The 18,305-nt window shown below is 70.8% G+C and carries 20 protein-coding genes and 1 pseudogene; 4 read left to right on the forward strand and 17 right to left on the reverse strand.

Features of this window, described 5'->3' with window-relative positions:
• Positions 1-40: 40 nt before the first annotated feature.
• Positions 41-907 (forward strand): NAD(P)/FAD-dependent oxidoreductase, encoded by an 867-nt coding sequence (locus tag T9R20_RS16465; protein WP_322410420.1) that lies wholly within the window; start codon positions 41-43, stop codon positions 905-907.
• Positions 908-916: 9 nt separating this feature from the next.
• Positions 917-1,987 carry a hypothetical protein gene (locus tag T9R20_RS16470; protein ID WP_322410421.1) on the forward strand — a complete coding sequence of 357 codons (1,071 nt, stop codon included), beginning with the start codon at positions 917-919 and terminating at the stop codon, positions 1,985-1,987.
• An 18-nt stretch (positions 1,988-2,005) separates the two neighbouring features.
• Here the strand turns inward: T9R20_RS16470 and T9R20_RS16475 are convergent, their stop codons facing one another.
• The 7 genes from T9R20_RS16475 to T9R20_RS16505 all read right to left on the reverse strand — a co-directional run bounded on the left by T9R20_RS16475 (position 2,006) and on the right by T9R20_RS16505 (position 8,367).
• Positions 2,006-4,009, reverse strand: coding sequence for a cytochrome c oxidase assembly protein (locus T9R20_RS16475; protein WP_322410422.1), 2,004 nt, complete (start codon positions 4,007-4,009; stop codon positions 2,006-2,008).
• Positions 4,010-4,112: 103 nt separating this feature from the next.
• Complete coding sequence (locus tag T9R20_RS16480; RefSeq protein WP_124291903.1) at positions 4,113-4,400, reverse strand: HU family DNA-binding protein; 288 nt, start codon at positions 4,398-4,400, stop codon at positions 4,113-4,115.
• A gap of 239 nt (positions 4,401-4,639) precedes the next feature.
• Positions 4,640-5,794 (reverse strand): alpha/beta hydrolase fold domain-containing protein, encoded by a 1,155-nt coding sequence (locus T9R20_RS16485; protein ID WP_322410423.1) that lies wholly within the window; start codon positions 5,792-5,794, stop codon positions 4,640-4,642.
• 102 nt (positions 5,795-5,896) lie between these two features.
• Positions 5,897-6,202, reverse strand: coding sequence for a 30S ribosomal protein S14 (gene rpsN / locus T9R20_RS16490; RefSeq protein ID WP_322410424.1), 306 nt, complete (start codon positions 6,200-6,202; stop codon positions 5,897-5,899).
• 4 nt (positions 6,203-6,206) lie between these two features.
• Entirely contained in the window at positions 6,207-6,377 is a 171-nt protein-coding gene (gene rpmG, locus T9R20_RS16495) for a 50S ribosomal protein L33 (protein ID WP_005051772.1), read from the reverse strand.
• Entirely contained in the window at positions 6,377-6,613 is a 237-nt protein-coding gene (gene rpmB, locus T9R20_RS16500; RefSeq protein ID WP_124291907.1) for a 50S ribosomal protein L28, read from the reverse strand. The genes rpmG and rpmB overlap by 1 nt, the downstream gene beginning before the upstream one ends.
• A gap of 422 nt (positions 6,614-7,035) precedes the next feature.
• Entirely contained in the window at positions 7,036-8,367 is a 1,332-nt protein-coding gene (locus tag T9R20_RS16505) for an HNH endonuclease (RefSeq protein ID WP_322410425.1), read from the reverse strand.
• Between the two features lie 121 nt (positions 8,368-8,488).
• On the opposite strand from T9R20_RS16505, the gene T9R20_RS16510 reads away from it, so the two are divergent.
• A complete protein-coding gene (locus tag T9R20_RS16510) occupies positions 8,489-8,785 on the forward strand; it encodes a DUF4287 domain-containing protein (RefSeq protein WP_322410426.1) in 297 nt (98 codons plus the stop codon).
• 76 nt (positions 8,786-8,861) lie between these two features.
• On the opposite strand, the gene T9R20_RS16515 is transcribed toward T9R20_RS16510, so the two are convergent.
• From T9R20_RS16515 to T9R20_RS16560, 10 genes and pseudogenes are all read right to left on the reverse strand, one after another.
• Complete coding sequence (locus T9R20_RS16515; protein ID WP_416182981.1) at positions 8,862-9,740, reverse strand: DNA-3-methyladenine glycosylase; 879 nt, start codon at positions 9,738-9,740, stop codon at positions 8,862-8,864.
• A 41-nt stretch (positions 9,741-9,781) separates the two neighbouring features.
• Positions 9,782-11,200, reverse strand: coding sequence for a hypothetical protein (locus tag T9R20_RS16520; RefSeq protein WP_322410427.1), 1,419 nt, complete (start codon positions 11,198-11,200; stop codon positions 9,782-9,784).
• Positions 11,190-11,687 (reverse strand): hypothetical protein, encoded by a 498-nt coding sequence (locus T9R20_RS16525; RefSeq protein WP_322412231.1) that lies wholly within the window; start codon positions 11,685-11,687, stop codon positions 11,190-11,192. Before T9R20_RS16525 ends, T9R20_RS16520 begins: the two co-directional genes overlap by 11 nt.
• A gap of 495 nt (positions 11,688-12,182) precedes the next feature.
• Positions 12,183-12,359: pseudogene (locus T9R20_RS16530) on the reverse strand (DUF1980 domain-containing protein); the annotation flags it as partial.
• Positions 12,352-13,347: a permease gene (locus tag T9R20_RS16535; protein ID WP_322412207.1), complete on the reverse strand. Its 996-nt coding sequence runs from the start codon at positions 13,345-13,347 to the stop codon at positions 12,352-12,354. The pseudogene T9R20_RS16530 and the gene T9R20_RS16535, both read right to left, overlap by 8 nt.
• An 88-nt stretch (positions 13,348-13,435) precedes the next feature.
• Entirely contained in the window at positions 13,436-13,846 is a 411-nt protein-coding gene (locus tag T9R20_RS16540; RefSeq protein ID WP_322410428.1) for a transcriptional repressor, read from the reverse strand.
• Between the two features lie 2 nt (positions 13,847-13,848).
• Entirely contained in the window at positions 13,849-14,757 is a 909-nt protein-coding gene (locus tag T9R20_RS16545) for a metal ABC transporter permease (RefSeq protein WP_322410429.1), read from the reverse strand.
• A complete protein-coding gene (locus T9R20_RS16550; protein WP_322410430.1) occupies positions 14,754-15,572 on the reverse strand; it encodes a metal ABC transporter ATP-binding protein in 819 nt (272 codons plus the stop codon). The genes T9R20_RS16545 and T9R20_RS16550 overlap by 4 nt, the downstream gene beginning before the upstream one ends.
• The gene (locus T9R20_RS16555; protein WP_322410431.1) at positions 15,569-16,648 is read right to left on the reverse strand and encodes a metal ABC transporter substrate-binding protein; all 1,080 of its coding nucleotides are present in this window, start codon (positions 16,646-16,648) and stop codon (positions 15,569-15,571) included. Before T9R20_RS16555 ends, T9R20_RS16550 begins: the two co-directional genes overlap by 4 nt.
• A 30-nt stretch (positions 16,649-16,678) precedes the next feature.
• Positions 16,679-17,347 carry a metal ABC transporter ATP-binding protein gene (locus T9R20_RS16560; RefSeq protein WP_322410432.1) on the reverse strand — a complete coding sequence of 223 codons (669 nt, stop codon included), beginning with the start codon at positions 17,345-17,347 and terminating at the stop codon, positions 16,679-16,681.
• A 60-nt stretch (positions 17,348-17,407) separates the two neighbouring features.
• On the opposite strand from T9R20_RS16560, the gene aztB reads away from it, so the two are divergent.
• Entirely contained in the window at positions 17,408-18,289 is an 882-nt protein-coding gene (aztB, locus tag T9R20_RS16565; RefSeq protein ID WP_322410433.1) for a zinc ABC transporter permease AztB, read from the forward strand.
• Positions 18,290-18,305 lie beyond the last annotated feature (16 nt).

The raw sequence follows: 18,305 nt of genomic DNA on the forward strand, positions 1-18,305 counted from the left end.
GTCACACGATGGGGTCCGACGCAAGTTCCGAGGAGGACACATGATCGATGCCATCGTGATCGGCGGCGGGCCCGCCGGGCTCCAGGCCGCCCTGACCCTGGGACGCATGCACCGCGAGGTGGTGCTGCTCGACTCGGGCGAGTACCGCAACGCCACCGTCTTGCACGCGCAGAACCTGGTGACGCACGACGGCCGCGCCCCCGAAGAGCTGCGCCGGCTCGCCCGGGCCGATCTCGCCGAGTACGCCACGGCGCGGATCGTCCCAGCGACGGTGCACGCGGTCGAAGCGAGGGACGGCGGCGGTTTCGCCGCGATGACCGAGGACGGCGTGTTCGCGGCATCCGTTCTGATCCTCGCGACGGGCCTGCGCGACGCGCTGCCGCCGATCCCCGGACTCGCCGAGGCATGGGGGCGCGAGGTCGCGCACTGCCCGTTCTGCCACGGGCACGAGCTCAGCGGACGCCGGATCGGGATTCTCGCGACGGGTGCGCACGCGGCGATGCACCGGGCCATGCTCGCCCCCATCGGCTCGGAGGTCGTGGTCATCGATCCCGCAGAGGCGACCGGCGTCGAGCGGGTCGCGGGCGGACTGCGGGTTCACCAGCGCGACGGCCGCGACGTCGCGGTCGACGGCCTCTTCGTGCAGCCCGCCTCCACCCAGCGCGCGCCGTTCGCGGCGCAGCTGGGACTGTCGACGCTGCCCTCGGGGGGCGTGGAGATCGATCCGATGGGGCGGACGAGCGTACCGGGCGTGTTCGCCGCGGGCGACATGGCGCATACCGCGGCGATGCCGGGACCGATGGCCTCGCTCGCCGTGGCGATCGCCGCGGGTCAGCTCGCCGCCGCCGCGGCCGTTCACCAGCTCGTCGCCCGCGAGCTCGACGCGGAGCGGGGAACGGTTTCCTAGACTGGGGCCATGCAGCAGGGGGCGGCGGCGGGGGGCAGGCGTCGCTCGCGCTCGCGCCTGGCGACCGACCTCGCGCTCCTCGGTGTCATCGGAGCGCTGCTGATCGCCGCCTTCCTCGCGGCCGGTGCGACGCTCTACCGCGAGTTCTACAGCCCTGCCGCCTTCGTCGAGCGCTACCTAGGGCTCCTCGCCGACGGCCGCGCGGCCGAGGCGCTGGCCACCCCCGGAGTCGCCGTCGACATCGAAGCCCTCGAGGCGGCGGGGCTTCCGCCAACCGCCTCTCAGGCCCTGCTGCGGCGCGACGCGCTGGCCGCTCTCGGCGGGGTCGAGATCGTCGGTGAAGAGACCGACCGCAGCGTCACCCGCGTGACCGCCGCCTACCGGGCAGGTCAGTTCGAGGGGACGACGACCTTCGAGGTCGAGCGCGACGGGTCGGTGGGGCCGCTGCCGACCTGGCGGTTCGCGACGAGCCCGCTCGCCGTCGTGCAGGTGGCCGTGCAGGGGTCGATGACGTTCGACGTCAACGGGTTCTCCCTCGACAAGAGGCAGGTCTCCCCCGACGGCGCCGAGGCCGACCCGTCGGCACCGGTGTCGCTCCTGGTGTTCTCCCCCGGCATCTACTCGGTGTCGGTCGACACCGCGATCGCGACCACTCCCGGCGTGGCCGTGGTGTCGGACAGCCCCTTCACCTCGGTGCCGGTGTCGCTGCAGGCGCAGCCGACCGAGGAGTTCGTCGCGGTCGTCCAGGACCGGGTCGAGGAGTTCCTCACCGCGTGCGCCACCCAGGAGGTGCTCCAGCCGACCGGATGTCCCTTCGGTTTCCAGGTGCAGGATCGGATCGTCTCGCCGCCGGCCTGGTCCATCACCCAGCAGCCGGCCATCCGTCTCGAGCCGGATGGGGCGAACTGGATCATCCCGCCGACGCCGGCCGTGGCGCGCATCGCGGTCGACATCCGTTCGCTCTTCGACGGGCGCGTGGAGAGCACCGAGGAGGACGTGCCGTTCACCCTGGCGGGGAGCATCACGGTCGACGCCGAGGGCCGCGCATCGATCTCGATCACGAGCTCCGAGGTGCAGTGAGCGGGCCGTGCCGGACGGTCAGCGACTGACGCGGGCCTCGCGCTCGGCGCGAACCGCGTCGCGCTGCGCGAGCGCGGCGAGCTGGGCGTTGTAAGCGTCGAGTTCGGCATCGCCCGTGCGATCGGCGTGGCGGTCGCTGCGCTTCTGGTCGCGCGCATCACTGCGGCTCCACTGGATCGCGACGGTGATGGCGAGGACGAGAGTGGGGATCTCCCCGATCGACCAGGCGAGTCCGCCGCCGATGTACTGGTCTTCGAGCGGCGTCGGGCCCCACGTGCGCCCCATCGAGCCGAACCACTCGGCGACCATGAGGCCCGTCTGCATCATCATGGCCACGCCGAAGAACGCGTGCATCGCCATGACGCCGATGAGGAGCAGCAGTCGGCCTGCGTACGGAAGGCGCCACGGCACCGGGTCGATGCCGATGAGCGTGAGCGCGAAGAGGTAGCCGGTGATGAGGAAGTGGGCGATCATCCACTCGTGACCGAGGTGGTCGTACAGCGACCAGCGGAAGAGGTCGGTGTAGTAGAACGCCCAGAGCGATCCGATGAAGAGGCCGGCGGCGACGAACGGATTCGTCAGGATGCGGGACACCGGCGTGTGCACCGCCCAGAGGATCCACTCGCGACCGCCTCGGGTGCCGTCGTCGCGCTTGCGGATGGCTCGGGACGCCAGGGTCACCGGCGCGCCCGCGACAAGAAGTGCGGGGATGGCCATCGACAGCAGCATGTGGCCGAGCATGTGCACGCTGAAGAGATAGTCCTGGTAGGCATTGATCGGGCCGCTCGTCACCCAGAACAGCAGCACGATGCCGGCGGTCCACAGCACCGTGCGGTACACCGGCCACCGATCGCCGCGCCGGGTGAGGCGCCAGACGCCGGCGAGGTAGAAGAACAGTCCGAAGCCGGCGGCGGTCGCCCAGAGGAGGTCGAGGTCCCACGCAGACAGCCACCGGTCGAGGGTGAACTCGGGCGGGAGCGGAGCGCCGGTGAGGACTTCGGCCGGGGTGCGCACCGGCGGGAGGGCGGTGTCCACGGGCGGGGGCGTGCGGGCGAGCGCGGCGGCGGCGCCGCTGGCGATGCCCATGAAGGCCAGCTCGACGGCGACGATCCCCCAGAAGCGGCGGGCCGCGGCATCCGGTCTCTGATCCAGCCGCGCGATGGCGCCGCGGCGGTACCAGGCGCCGAAGACGCCAATGGCGATGAGGGCGATCACCTTCACCGACAGGATCGCGCCGTACGGGCTGAAGAGGGCCTCGGGGGTGACGACGCCGATCGCGGCGCGGACGGTGCCCGAGAGGGCGACGACGAGGAAGGCGGCCAGGGCGATGCTCGAGTACCGGCTGAGGACGACGGTGAGCCGGGTGCGCTCGAGGACGGGCCGGAGGATGACGAGGAGGAGGAGCCCGCCGAGCCACGCCGCCGCGGCGATGATGTGGAGGGCGAGGGCGACGACCGCGGAGTTGTGGTTGGCCTCCTCGCCCGAGTGCCCCTGGGTGGCCATCGGGATGAGCGCCGCGATCGCCGCGATCGCAACGAGCATGGTGGCGAGCCAGGAGCGCACCGCGAAGGTGAGGACCGTGAGGGCGGCGCCGGCGATGGTGGTGATCAGCCACGCGCGGCCGGGCTCGGTGTCGACGAGGAAACGGCCGAGCTGCGCACCGAACTCGGCGCCGGCGTTGATGGCCGGGTTGAAGGCGTCGACGAAGGTGAGGAATCCGGTGGCGGCGGCGGCGACGGTGAAGATCGCCGCGGAGACCGACGCGGTGTCGAGCGCGACGTCGAATTCGCGTTCGCCGGCGCGGAGGGCGAAGAGCGCGAGGACGAGGGCGCCGATCATGCCGGCGGCGGAGAGGTTGACGAGGAGCTTCGCGACCGGCAGACCCCAGCGGGCGACGGGACCGGGATCGCCGATCAGCAGTGGGGCGGCTCCCCCGCCGAGGGCGAGTCCCGCGATCAGGGTGACGAGCGCCGCGGCGACCAGGATCACGGGCCCGGTGGCCCGCAGCGCGCGGGAGTTCACCCCTCCAGCCTACGGCGGGGCGGTGGGCGCGGGCTGGGTGCGGGAATGCGGAAGGGGGATGCCGCGGTGCGACATCCCCCTTCCGATCAACGTGCGACCGTGATTATTTCACCGCAGCCTTGAGCTTGGAGCCGGCGGTCACCTTGACGCGCTTGCCGGCGGGGATCTTGATCTCTTCACCCGTCTGGGGGTTGCGGCCGGTGCGAGCCGAGGTCTCGACCTGCTCGAAGGAGATCCATCCGGGGATGGAGACCTTGCTGCCCTTGGCCACCGCCTCCGACACCGTGGAGAAGAGCGAGTCGAGCACGCCGGACACGGCGGACTGGCTCTGACCCGTGGCGCTCGCGATGCTCGCGACGAGTTCGGTCTTGGTGATGGACTTGTCAGCCATGTGGATTGTCCTCCAGGGCGACCGCAGGTCGCCTTCTGCTACGTGGACCGGGGCGGGTTTCGCCACCGGCTGGTCGGACCGACCGGGGACGAATATACCCACGGAACCGCGGAATTTCGCGGATTTCGGCTCCTGGCGGACGGAATGGGCGGCGTGTCGCCCGATCTGTGGTGCTGTTGTGACGCCTGAGACGGTCTTGCGGGGGGTTTCCGCGGGCGCGCGGGGCGCCCCGGCCGCGGTCAGTCGTCGGGCAGCCTGCCCCCGTGCAGTCGGCCCCCGTGTAGTCCGCAGAGCGCCGCCACCACATCGGCGTGCCACCGGCGGGCGGCGGGAAGGACGCCGGTGAAGATCGGGGTGTCGTGGGTGACGCCGAGATACTGCACCGCGCTGGCGTCGACCCCGGCGGCGCGGAGGGCCGCCGCATAGGCGGCACCGTCGCCGCGAAGCGGATCGAATTCGGCGGTGAGGATCACCGCCGAAGGGAGGCCTTCGAGCGAGGCGGCGCGGAGCGGCGACGCGAGGGGCTCCCGGGCGGCCCGACGGTGGGGCAGGTAGGTGCGCGCGACGGACCGCAGCTCGCGGAGCGCGATGACGGTCGGCACGCCCAGCGCACGGGTCGCCCGCAGGTCGAGGTGGCGCCCCGTGAGGTCGAGCACCGGGACCTCGAGCACCTGGAGGCGGAGGGGGAGCGGATCCGGGTCGTCGCGGTTGATCAGCGCGACGGCGGCGGCGAGGTTCGCCCCCGCGGAGGTGCCGAGGATGCCGATGCGGTCGGCGTCGACGTTCAGCTCGGCGGCGTGCGCGAACAGCCAGCGCAGCGCTGCCGCTCCCTGCTCCACGGCGACAGGGAAGCGGTGCTCGGGAGCGAGGGCGTAGTCGACGGCGGCGATGACGACGCCGGCGTCGGCGGCGCGGCGGCGGAAGCCGGCGTCGGTGGTCGGGTAATCGATGCCGCCGATGCGGAACGCACCGCCGAAGAAGGCCAGGACGGCGGGGAGCGGCAGCCGGTCGGCGGGATCTGCGGCCGGACGGGGATCGTAGACGCGGATGCGCGCCGAGGGACGGCCCGGCACGTCGACCGTGTGTTCAGTGGTGCGGATGTCGGGTCCCGGGGTTCCGACGGTCTCGAGCTCGGTGCGGTCCCAGGCGAGGGCGGCACGGCGGTGCTTCGCCCGCGCGCGGGCGCGGGGACCCGCCGGGGCGCGGTCGGGGGTCGCCGGTCTGCGGGACGGCCGCGCGGCGGCATTCTGCTTCGGGGTCTGCGAGCCGGCGCTCAGCGCGTGGGCGAACGGCCAGAGCGAGGTGAGGCGCTTCTTGGCGGCGGTGAACGCCCGACCGATGAGGTAGCGCCGGTGGACGCGCAGGCGTTCGGCGAAGATCGGGTCGAGTGGCATGGGGATCCTCGGGGATGCGTGAAGGGCGGGAGCTCCGGAGAACTCCCGCCCTTCAGCGGCTGACGCCTGTTACCAGGACGACGGTGCGTGACGCGGGCTGGCTTACCAGCTCGACTTCGTCACGCCGGGCAGTTCGCCGCGGTGGGCCATGTCGCGGAAGCGCACGCGCGAGATGCCGAACTTGCGGAGGTTTCCGCGAGGACGGCCGTCGATCGCGTCGCGCTGACGCAGGCGGACCGGCGATGCGTTGCGGGGGAGCTTCTGCAGGCCCACGCGGGCGGCTTCGCGCTCTTCGTCGGTGCTGGTGGGGCTCACGAGGGCCTTCTTCAGCTCGGCCCGCTTGGCCGCGTAGCGCTCGACGATCTCCTTGCGCTGGTTGTTGCGCGCGATCTTGCTCTTCTTGGCCATGAGATCAGCGCTCCTCTCGGAATTCGACGTGCTTGCGGATGACCGGGTCGTACTTCTTCAGCACGATGCGGTCGGGGTTGTTGCGGCGGTTCTTGCGCGTCACGTAGGTGTAACCCGTGCCGGCGGTCGAGCGCAGCTTGATGATCGGACGAACGTCCTGAGCCTTCTTCGCCATCAGAGCTTCACACCCTTCGCGATGAGGTCCTTGACGACCGACTCGATGCCGCGGACGTCGATGACCTTGATGCCCTTGGCCGACACGTTCAGCGTGATCTTGCGACCGAGCGAGGGAACGTAGTAGGTCTTCTTCTGCACGTTCGGGTCGAAGCGGCGCTTCGTCCGGCGGTGCGAGTGCGAGATGTTGTGACCGAAGCCGGGAACCGCTCCAGTCACCTGGCACACTGCTGCCATGGTGATGTCTCCTTCTGTACCGTGACACCGGACGGTGCCACCCAAGTTCCCTTGTCTGCACCCCGTTTCGGGCGCGACCATGGGCCGGCATCGAAGGAGGGGTACGAACTACGCGCTGGAGTGCGCGCAGACAAACCTCGATGGTACCGGATGCCGCGGGCCCGACCTAATCGTCACGTCCACCTCGCCGTCCCGACATCATCGTCATCCCGGCTTCATCGCCGTCCGACTTCGGGCGCCGCGCCGGCCACGCGATCACGCGTGACGGCGATCCGGCGTTACGAGGTTCCGGAGTCACCGAGTCCCCGAGTCACCGAGTCCCCGAGTCCCCGAGTCCCCGAGTCACCGAGTCACCGAGTCACCGAATTACCGAGTCACCGAGTCCGCCAGTTCCGGAGTCCCAGAGTCCCGAAGTCCCGGAGTCACGCGGTCAGCCGGTAGCGGGCCATCCCTGCCCGTCGAGGTCTTCGCTGTGGATCGATCCAGACCGGCGGCACCAGGTACACGCGGCCTTCGATTCCCGGGCCGTCGATGGTGATGTCCCACCCGTCGGCGTGAAGTCGATGGTGGCACCCGGTGCACAGGAGCACACCGTTCGCCAGGTCCGTCTTCCCGCCGTCTCTGTTCCACCAGGCGAGGTGGTGCACATGACACCACGCCGGCGGCGCACCGCAGCCGACGCACCCGCCGTCGCGCTCGACGAGGGCGAGCTTCTGCGCGGTGGTGAAGAGCCGACGGCTCCGGCCCCAGTCCAGGACCTCGCTCTTTCCGCCGAGCACGGCCGGGATGATCTGCTGGTCGGCAGCGAGGCGCCGGATCATCCCCGCCGGCACTGGCTGGGCAATCCCGTCGATCGTCGCCGTGCCCAGGCCGCTTTCGAGGGCCTCGAGGTCCATGCGGATGACGACGGTGGCGGAGGGCGCTGTCGGAACCTCGTCGCATCCGATCGCGTGCCGACAGATGTCCGCCAGAGCATCGGCGTTCATCTGCTTCACCGATCGATGGTCGCGCTCGGCCTCCGCAGAGTGCTCGTTCCTTCGTAGATTCGCCCCTACGAGCGACTCGATCGCCGCCTTCACCGGCGCGCCGGTCTCGACATCGAGCTTGGCCGAGATCACCAGCATCCCGTCACGCTCCTGGATCACGAGCGTGCGTGCACCCCGCAGTTCCTCGTGCCGGGGCGCGACCCCATCGGGATCGAGATGAGCCTCCACGCGGGCGAGGAGTTTGCTGAGCTCATCCGGTCGGAGTCCGGGCGCCAGTTCGCACAGCTGCCTCTCGGCGTCGGAGAGTCGCACCGCATCCACACGCAGCGACAGCTTGATCAACAGGGTCACGATCGATGAGGCAGCCGTCATCCCCAACCGCCCACCGGCGACCGCGTCCGCGACGTGCGGATGCTTGGCCGGAAGCCGCTCCCCACTCAGCGCCGTGCGCGGCGCCGTCGCCTCGCCGACCTGGATCATGCGCGCGGACTCACCGACGCTCGTGCCCGTCGTCGTCGAGATGAGGACCGCGGGAGACGCGAAACCCTGCTTCTTCGCCAGGGAGTCCTTTCCGAACTCAGCACGCGATTGACGGGCGACTTCGGCCGCGACGCCGGCGTAGGCCGCGTCGACATGTCTCTTCAGGGCGCCGAAGGCATCGGTCACCGAGATCAGCTCCCCGGCAGTGAGAGCCGAGGGCACACGATCACCGCCCGCCCGCACCAGCGCGTCGAGCGCTTCGGCGATACCCGCGAGCTGTGATGCCATACGTCGACTTTAGTACAGATCTTCGCATCGATCAAGACTTGCATGCGAATCTTTCTTCGATAAGAATGATGACTGTCGCGGAGCGCGGCGAACCATCGACCAGCCCCGAAGGAGGAACGGGATGTCGTTCCAGGCCTATCTCGACACCGTCGAGCGCAAGACGGGGCTCACTCCCCGGCAACTCATCGAAATCGCGCACGAACGGGGCCTCGATGCGCCAGACGTGAAGGCGACGGCGATCATCGAATGGCTGAAGGCCGATTACGACCTGGGGCGTGGTCATGCGATGGCCATGGTCCACGTCATCACCAAGGGCGACCGGATCGATCCGAAGCACGTCGATTCCGGCGGCACGCATGCCGACCCGGGCGATCGACTCTGGCTGGACGGCATCGCGACCAAACCGGAGGGGTACTGACCTCCGCCCCGTCGATCGCGCGCGCCCGACTGTGGATTCCGGCCGGGAAAGCGGGACGGGTCGGAGCCCGATTGGATCACACCGAGGAGGCGTGAACGTCGCGAGCGCCACGGCCCCACCGGAACGCCGACACGGTCGGGTCGCCATCGATCCAGAACCGCCACGGAAAGGACGCTGTGCCCGCGAGACCGGCGACTCCCACACGCGGCCCGGAGACCGTCGCCGGGAGGACGCGATCGAGAAGGAAGAGCCGCGCGCACGCGCCCGCGCGCGGCTCGGCGGTGATCGCGTCGATGCCATCGTGTTGGAGGTGCCGCAGGCCGACCGCCTGCCCCAGCCGCCCGGGGCCTCGCGCGAGATCGCGGTGTGCGAGCGTGCGGGCGCGCACCGTCGCCTCGCCCGAGGAACTGACCGCCGCGCTCGGGGCGGCCCGCTCCGGGGTGCGCGGTGGTGCCGCGGCGCCCCGTGCCGCGGCGCCCCGTGCCGCGGCGCCCTGTGTCGCGGCGTCCTGTGCCGCGGCGCCCTGTGCCGGGGCGGCCCGAACCGCGGTGCGCCGTCGCGTCGCGGCATCCGCCCCGCTCACCACCTCTCCCGCGCGAAGGAGGATCCCGCCCGGGGTGCCTGCGGGTCCGCAGACCACGTTGACGCACGAGTGGATCCCGTGACTGAGGTACACGTAGAGGTGGCCGGGCTCGCCCCACATGGTGGAGTTGCGCGCGGTCCGCCCCATACGCGCGTGCGAGCCGGGGTCGGGCACCGGCCCCGTCCCCTGACCGTGGTATGCCTCGACCTCGGTGAGCCTCACCGCGACGGTGTCACCGTCGGCAGTCACCTCGAGGATGCCGCCGAGCAACCGAGGCGCGACATCGACGGGGAGCCCGGCGAGATCGGCGCGGGTCGCGGGGCGAAGTTCCGAGCCCGGGGCTCCGCGCGCCACTGACACCGCGTCCGACACGGCAGATTCATCCGATTCCACGCCCACGCCCACGCCCACCATCATCGCGGCGGGATCTGACACCAGGAGATGTCGAAGCCCTGCAGCGAGACGACCTCACTGCCGTCGTCGATCTCGACGATGCGGGTCTGCAGTCGCTCGGGAAGCGGCAAGCGATAGTCGTCGTACGCGTTCTGCGCCGCACCGGGTGCGACGAGCACCGCGAGGTAGCGGGCGCTCGGCGACACGCAGGTCTGCACGACGGCATCCTCGGCCCCGATCTCGGTGAGGGCGCTCGTCGTTCCGTCGGCTGCGACGCGGACGACAGCGGTCGACCCGGTCGGGCTCCCGTCTTCGGCGAATACCGCCGCGGAACGGATCGTCCCGCCATCGGGCATCGGCGTGATCGTCGTCACCGTCCCGAGATCGGCGTCGGGCTGAGCGAGCGGCTCCTCCGAAGCATCCGTCAGATCGATCACCGCAGGGCCGTCCGCCCGCTCCACGACCGCCTCCGAGGATCCGCGCGCGATGCCGCTGATCGACAGGGCCGTGCCCAAAGCCGTCGAGTCCGCACCATCGGCGCCCGTGAGCAGCAGCTGTCCGTCGAAGGAGAGGAGCAGGATGCTGTCGGTGTCGGGCACGAACCGCCATTCGGCGATGCGGGGGTCGGCGCCGCCGATCGCGATCTCGGTCGGCGGCGTCTCCGATGCGCCCTGCGCCAGCGACGCCGTGTACAGCCGGCTCTCGCGCGCGCCCTCGGCGCTGACGTCGTCGTCGGTGTAGAGGTAGCCGACGACCTCGCCCCTGTCGGCGCTCTGCAGATTCGTGACGAACCCGTCACCGGGGAGCGGCAGACTCCGCTCTTCTTGACCGACGAGATCCGTCACGATCAGCTCAGCCGAGCCGTCATCGTCGAGCACCGACATGACGAGGTGCCGCGAGGTCGCGCGGAAGTCCTCGATGTGCGGGTGGGTGAACACCGCCTCGGCATCGTCACCGGTGAGATCGGTGCGGAAGACGGTGTCGCCGCCGTCTCCCCGCTGCAGCAGGAACACCTCCGCGCGCGGCGTGCGGAACGTTTCGGTGACCTCGGTCGCCGGCCCGCCCCCCGCCGCGGTCATCCCTTCGATGGTGATCGTGTACTCGGTGTCATCGCGCAGCGGCAGGCCGAATCGCACCCCGAGACTGCGGCCGGAGGTGTCGACCGCGAACGGCACCTCGGGGGTGATGCTCACCTGGTCGGCGGTCACCTCCGCCAACGGCAGAGAGGTCGAGACGATCAGCCGACCCCCGGATGCCGCGGCGGCAGCCTCGGGGTCGACGTCGACGGCCGTGACGCGCGGGCCCTGGAGAGTGCTCACCGCGGCGCCCACCAGACCCAGCGTGGTCAGGAGCGCGGCGACGACGAGGAACGGCAGCACGAACGCCCGCCGCCCTGTCGGACGTGAGCGCGCCGCGGAGCGTGCGCGGTCAGTACTCATACGGGTCCTCGGGCTCGTCGATCAGCTCGACGGAGGCCGCATCGATGAACAGGCGTCCGTCGGAGTTGGCGCGCACCATGCCGTCGACGGTGACCCACTGCCCGGTCTCGGCATCGGCGGACGCCTCACTCCCGCCCGCGGCGACGGGGATGCTGGCCGACTGCGCGTCGATCACGCAGTGCGTGATGACCAGGCGCGACAGCGCGAACCCGCCGTCCTCACCGGGCGTGACGAACCCCGTCAGCGTGACCGGATCGCCGTCGAACGCTTCGGGATTGGTCGCGGTCGCGAAGACCGCCGACCACTCCCCGACGCCGAACGAGGCGGTGTCGCCGGTGCGTGCGAGGGTGACGACATCGGTCCCGCCGAACAGAGGCGGGGCGCCGACATCGCGCGAGATCGCGAGCTCGGCCGACAGGGAGCGCGGGGGGAGGACCAGTGTCAGCAGGACGACCGCCGAAGCGAGGACCGCCCCCGTGCCCGTCACGAGCAACCCGAGCGAGCGCTTCCGCGAGGCGCGCGACGCACGGGATGGGCGAGATCGTCCGGCGGATGCCGCGGAGGGGCGGGACGTCGCGAAAGGACGCGTTACTGCGACTGATCGCGACGCCGCGATTGATCGGGATGCCGCGACTGATCGGGATGCTGCAGCGCGAGCCTGCGCCCGGGTGACGGGGGGCGTCGGGTGAGGGGCGCCGTCCGCGTCACCGTGGACGTGGTCGTGATCGACACCGTCGCGGTGACCGTGGGCGCGGTTGGCACCGTCACCGCGGCCGTGGTCGACACCCCCACCGACACCGACACCGCCACCGCCACCGCCACCGACACCGTGAGCGCGGTCGGCGCCGTCACCCTCACGGTCAGCGTGATCGTGATTCTGATCGTGACCGTGATCGTGGTGGTCACTGCCACCCTCACCGAGGCCGTGGTCTTCACCGTGATCGTGCCCGTGGTCCTCTTCGGCTCCCACCGGGAGCAGGAAGCTCGCCACCGCGCCGATCAGCACGAGCACCGACATCGACACCGCGAACCACGACGACTCGGGGTTGATGTAGAGCCCCAGCCGCCCGGTCAGGGCGAGCGAGACGGTGATGACGGCGAGGATCGCGGCGAGGCCGACCCCGAGCCAGCGGGTGAGCAACGCTGAGCGCTCAGGCAAAGAGATTCACCCCCGTCCCAATCGCGAACGCGGCGAGGATCACGACGACGACCACCCCGACGAGCGCGCGGGTGGTGAAGGTGGTGCGCATCAGGGCGAGCATCTTCACGTCGACGAGGGGCCCGACGAGCAGAAAGGCGACGAGCGAACCCGGCGTGAAGGTCGAGGCGAACGACAGCGCGAAAAACGAGTCGACGTTCGAGCAGATCGACACCACCATCGCCAGGGCGATCATCGCCACGATCGACAGCGCCGGATTCGACCCGATCGCCAGCAGGACGTCGCGCGGAATCAGCACCTGCACGGCTCCGGCGATCGCCGAACCGATGATGAGCGCCGGCATGACGGCGCGCAGCTCGATGACGAACTGCGCGAGGCTGCGTCGTCCGCGCTCACCGAGCGCTCCAGCCGAACCCGCCTCGACCGGACCCCGCGCGAGCGCCAGCTCGCACGTGTCGCGGAACCGATCGGTGAGCAGCGCGTCGGGATGCGGGTGACGGCTGTACAGCCAGCCGATGAGGTTCGCGATGAGATACCCGCCGATGAGGCGGACGACAAGGATCCCGTCGTCGAACCCGAACGCGGCGTGCGTGGTGATGATGACGATCGGGTTCACGATCGGCGCGGCGATGAGGAAGGTCAGGGTCTCGGACACGCTGAATCCCCGCATGAGCAGACCCCGTGCGAAGGGCACGTTGCCGCACTCGCACACCGGGATGAGCATGCCGAGGAGCGAGAGCACCGCTCGGCGCGCCCAGGCTCGCCGTGGCATCCATCTCTCGATCAGACCGGGCGGCACCCACACCTGCACCGCGATCGAGAGCACCACCCCGAGGACGACGAACGGCAGCGACTCGATGAGAACGCTGACGGCGAGGGTGAGCCCGTCCTGCGCCCGTGTAGGCAGCGGGTCGGGAAAGATCGCAGGCGCGAGTGCGTCGACGAGGAACAGCGCGACGATGACGGCGGCGCCGATGCCGAGGGCCATCAGGGCGCGCGCCGCCGACGACGGCCGCGACCCCGGGGGGGTCACGGTGCGATCGCGTTGCTCGAGCGGAGCGACGCGTGGGGCCGGATCAGTCCGGGTCACGCTCACCGGCTCCGGCCGTGCAGGCGGAGCAGTATCCGAAGATGTCGACGATGTGCTCGGCCTGACTGAATCCGTGGGCGCTGGCGGTGCGCCGGGCCCAGTCCTCGACATCCGTCGCTTCGATCTCGACGGTCTTGCCGCAGGTGCGGCAGATCAGGTGATGGTGGTGACCGGCCGAGATGCAGGCGCGGTAGAGGCTCTCGCCCTCGGGGCTCTGCAGAGAATCGGCCTCGCCGTTGGCGGCGAGGCCGGCGAGGGCCCGGTAGACGGTGGCCAGACCGATCCCGGTGTTCTCGTCGCGGAGGGTGGCGTGCAGCGACTGGGCGCTGACGAAGCCGCGCGCGCCGGCGAGCGCTTCGCGCACGCGTTCGCGCTGCCACGTGTTCCGCTGGGCCATGATCAGGAGTTTACCGAGGCGCCCTGAACCGCCGCTGGACGCCCCTCACCGCCGCGCACCCGGGTCACCCGGCCCTGTCGGGCGCCGACGACGCGGCAGACGAGGTAGATCACGAACGAGATCGTGGTGATGTAGGGGCTGACCGGAAGGGTGCCGGCGATGGCGAGGAGGATGCCGCCGACGGCGGACACGAAGCCGAACGCGGCGGCCAGGAGCGGCACCGACAGCGGCCCGTGGGCCACGCGCATCGCTGCGGCGGCCGGCGTCACGAGGAGCGCCATCACGAGGAGCGCGCCGATGATGTGCACGGCGACGGCGACGATGAGGCCGAGCAGGATCATGAACAGCAGCGACACCGTCGTGGTCGGCACGCCCCGCGCCGCGGCCGACTGCGGGTCGAGCGAGTCGAAGCGCAGCGGACGCCAGATCACCAGCATCCCGAGCAGTACGACGGCGCTGATGCCGATGAGCCACCCGAGCTGTCCGGTCTGCACCGACACGATCTGCCCGGTCAGCAGGCTGAAGCGGTTGGCGCTGCGCCCGTCGTAGAGCGACAGGAAGAGGATGCCGAGGCCGAGCCCGAACGGCATCAGCACGCCGATGATCGAGTTGCGGTCTCGGGCGCGTGCGCCCAGCCACCCGATGAGGGCGGCGGCGATGAGAGATCCGAAGATCGATCCGGTCACGACGTCGACGCCGATGAGGAGGGCGGCCGCGGCCCCCGCGAAGGACAGCTCGCTGATGCCGTGCACCGCGAAGGCCATGTCGCGCTGCATGACGAAGACACCCACGAGGCCGCCGACGAGGCCGAGCGCGGCGCCGGCCCACACCGCGTTCGAAACGAGCCCGAGCAGCTGGCCGTAGACCGGGAGGCCGCCGAACATGGCCTCCCAGATCGCGTCCCAGCTCACGAGTGATCCTCGTCGTGGTGATGATGGTGCGCGTCTTCCGCGTCGGGCGCGCCGACCACGACGAGACGGTCGCCGGCGCGGAGGACGAAGACGGGGGTGCCGTACAGCTCGGTCAGGACCTCGGAGCGCAGCACCTCGTCAGGGCGTCCCAGGGTGAACCGGCCCCCCGCGATGTAGAGGATCCGGTCGACCTTGCCCAGCAAGGGGTTGATGTCATGCGTCACGAGCAGCACCGCGGCCTCGCGCTGACGGCGGTGGCGGTCGATCAGGTCGACCACGGCGCGCTGGTTCGCCAGGTCGAGGCTCGTCAGCGGCTCATCGCAGAGAAGCAGCCGCGGGTCGTCGGCGAGGGCCTGCCCGATGCGCAGGCGCTGCTGCTCACCGCCGGAGAGCACCCCCACCGGCCGATCGGCGAACGCGCGCGCGCCGACCTCGTCGATGAGCTTCTCCACCCGCGCGGCGTCGCGGCGGCGCGGGATGGGCAGTCCGAAGCGGTGGCCGTTGACTCCGAGCGCGACGACGTCGCGGCCCCGCAGGGCGACGTCGCGCGGCAGCGGCCGCGACTGCGGGATGTATCCGACGCGGCGGTTGCCGCCGGCGCGCACCGGCTGACCCAGCACCGACAGCGACCCCGAGCTCAGCGACTGCAGGCCCAGGATCGCCTGGAGGAGGGTCGTCTTCCCCGACCCGCTCGGGCCGAGCACAGCGATGAGCTCGCCCGGCGCGACCGTGAGATCGAGCCCCGACCACAGCTCGCGGCCCGAGCGCCGCAGCGCGGCATCCCGGATCTCGAGTGCGGGCCCCGTGGCGGTCACTCCGCCAGCGCGTCGCTCAGCGCGGTGATGTTCGCCTGCATCCACGAGATGTAAGTCTGGCCCTCCGGCAGCGTTTCCGAAAACGCGATCACCGGGATGCCGAGGGTCTCGGCCTCGCTGACGACCTGCTCGGTCTCGGCGCCGCCGGTCTGGGTGTTCGTGATCACGACCCGCACGTCGTCGGCCCGCAGTAGCTCGAGCGACTCCAGCAGCGTCGCGGGCGGAACATCCTGCCCCTCCTCGACCGCCTCGCTGAAGGCATCGGGGGTGACGTTCTCGAGGCCCGCCGCCGCGGCCAGGTAGACTGGCACCGGCTCGGTGACGAAGACGTGCGCACCCTGCTGGTCGGCGGCGATCTCGGCGAGCGAGGACTCCACATCCTCGATGTCGGCGGCGAAGGACTCGAGGTTCGCCGCGAACGCGTCGGCGTCATCCGGACGGAGCTCCGTCAGCTCCTCCGCGATCGACTCGGCGACGTGCACGATGGTGTGCGGGTCGTACCAGACGTGCTCGTTGAAGCCCTCGATGTGAGCGTGGTCGTGCTCCTCGCCCTCCTCGTGCGCGTGCTCCTCGCCCTCCTCGTGCGCGTGCTCCTCGCCCTCCTCGTGCGCGTGCTCTTCCTCGGCGGCGCCCTCCGCCGCAGCCGTCTCGCCTGCGGCCTCGTCGGAGTGCTCCTCGGCACCGGGGAAGTCGTGCGAGTACTCCACGGCGGTGATCACGTGCGCCTCGCTGCCGCTGGACTCGATGAGAGCGTCGATGAACCCGTCGTATCCGCCGCCGTTCTCGACGATCAGCTCGGCGTTCGAGATCGCGAGGGTGTCCTGCGCGCTCGGCTCGTAGGAGTGGGGGTCCTGCGCCGCGGAGGTCACGATCGACGTCACCGCGACGGCGTCGCCGCCGATCTCCTCGACGATCTGCCCGTAGACGTTGGTGGAGGCCACGACCGGGACGGCGTCACCCGAGGCGGCGCCATCCGACGTGGACGACGCGGATCCGGCGGCGGTGGCACAGCCGGCGAGGGTGAGGACGGATGCCGCGGTGACGGCGAAGAGGGGAACGATTCGGGTCGCACGCATACCGGCAGTCTAACGGATTGATAATCGTTATCAGTAATCGACGGAGACCTGCCCGTCGCGGAGCCCGACGATCCGATCGGCGAGCCCACGCACCGCCGGGTCGTGCGAGACGCAGACCACCGCGGCTCCCCGGAGGGACTCCTCGCGGAGGATCTGTCGGATGCGCGTCGCGCTGGCGGTATCGAGCCCGGTCGTCGGCTCGTCGAGGAGCATCATCCCCGGTCGCCGCACCAGCGCCTGCGCGAGAAGGGCGCGCTGCCGCTGTCCACCCGACACCTCGGCGAGCGGAGCACGGGCGAGTGCCTCGATGTCGAGACGCCTCAGAGCGTCGGTCACCGCCCGACGCCGCTGCACCCGAGACGTTCCCCGGCGGAGGCCGAGTGCGACCGTCTCGGCGACGGTGATCGGAAGCAAGGGTGTCACCGCGACGGATTGCGGCATATAGGCCAGTACCGCGCATCCGGGCACCTGTCGGACACCGACGGACGGCGACCGCGCCCCACTCAGCACCTCGAGGAGTGTCGACTTCCCGGCCCCGTTCGGTCCCGTGATGACCGTCAGCTCGCCACCGGAGATCTGGACCGAGACATCCGCGAGCACCGCACGCCGCCCGAAGACGACGCCCACCCGATCCAGTCGGGCGGCCGCATACGGTCGCCCCGCGGCATCCCCCGGCGCACCGGTCTCGGTCGTTCTCATCCGTTCACCACCGTGTCCTCCAATTTTGAGAATGATTCTCATTAAGCCTACGGTGGCGACATGACCCTCCTCGTCGACGCCCTGTTTGCACCCTTCGCGTTGGAGTTCGTGCAGCGGGCTCTGCTCGGCGGAGTGCTCGTGGCGGTGCTCTGCGGGGTCGTGGGCACCTGGGTCGTCATCCGCGGCATGGCCTTCCTCGGCGAAGCGCTGGGGCACGGGATGCTTCCCGGGGTCGCCCTCGCCACCGTGCTCGGCGTCCCCGTGCTCGTGGGCGGGGCCATCGGCGCGACGGCCATGAGCGTCGGCGTGTCGGCCCTGCAGCGTCGGGGACGTCTGTCGTACGACACCAGCATCGGTCTGCTGTTCGTCGCGATGCTGTCACTCGGTGTCATCGTCATCTCGTTCTCGGGGAACTTCGCCACCGACGCCACCGCCATCCTCTTCGGAGACATCCTGGCCATCTCCGCGGCGGACCTCGTCGTGCTCGCCGCCGCGTGCGGGACGGGTGTCCTGGTGGCCGCCCTCGCCCATCGCCGGCTCGTGGCCCTCGCGCTCGACACACGGATCGCGGCCGTGCTGGGTTTTCGGCCCCGTCTCGCCCAGGCCGTCCTCGTGGGGCTCGTCACGCTCGCCGTCGTCGCCTCGTACCAGGCTGTCGGATCGCTGCTGGTCGTCGGTCTCCTGCTCGCGCCTGCGGTGGCCGCCGGCGGGTGGACCGCCCGGATCTCGAGCCGGATGCTGCTGGCCGCCGCCTTCGGAATCGCGGCCGTGTTCACGGGCCTTCTCGCCTCGTGGCACTTCGCCTCCGCTGCCGGGGCGTCGGTCGCCGCGGCAGCCATCGCCCTGGCCGGGGGGTCGACTCTCCTCCGCGCCGCTGTCGTCGCTCGCGGACGTCGGCGGCGCGGAGCACCCGAGGGGCTCTCCGCGCCCGCCGTCGCCTGACCCGTCCATCCCCCTC

The sequence above is a fragment of the Microbacterium invictum genome (assembly GCF_034421375.1).
GTDB lineage: Bacteria > Actinomycetota > Actinomycetes > Actinomycetales > Microbacteriaceae > Microbacterium > Microbacterium invictum_A.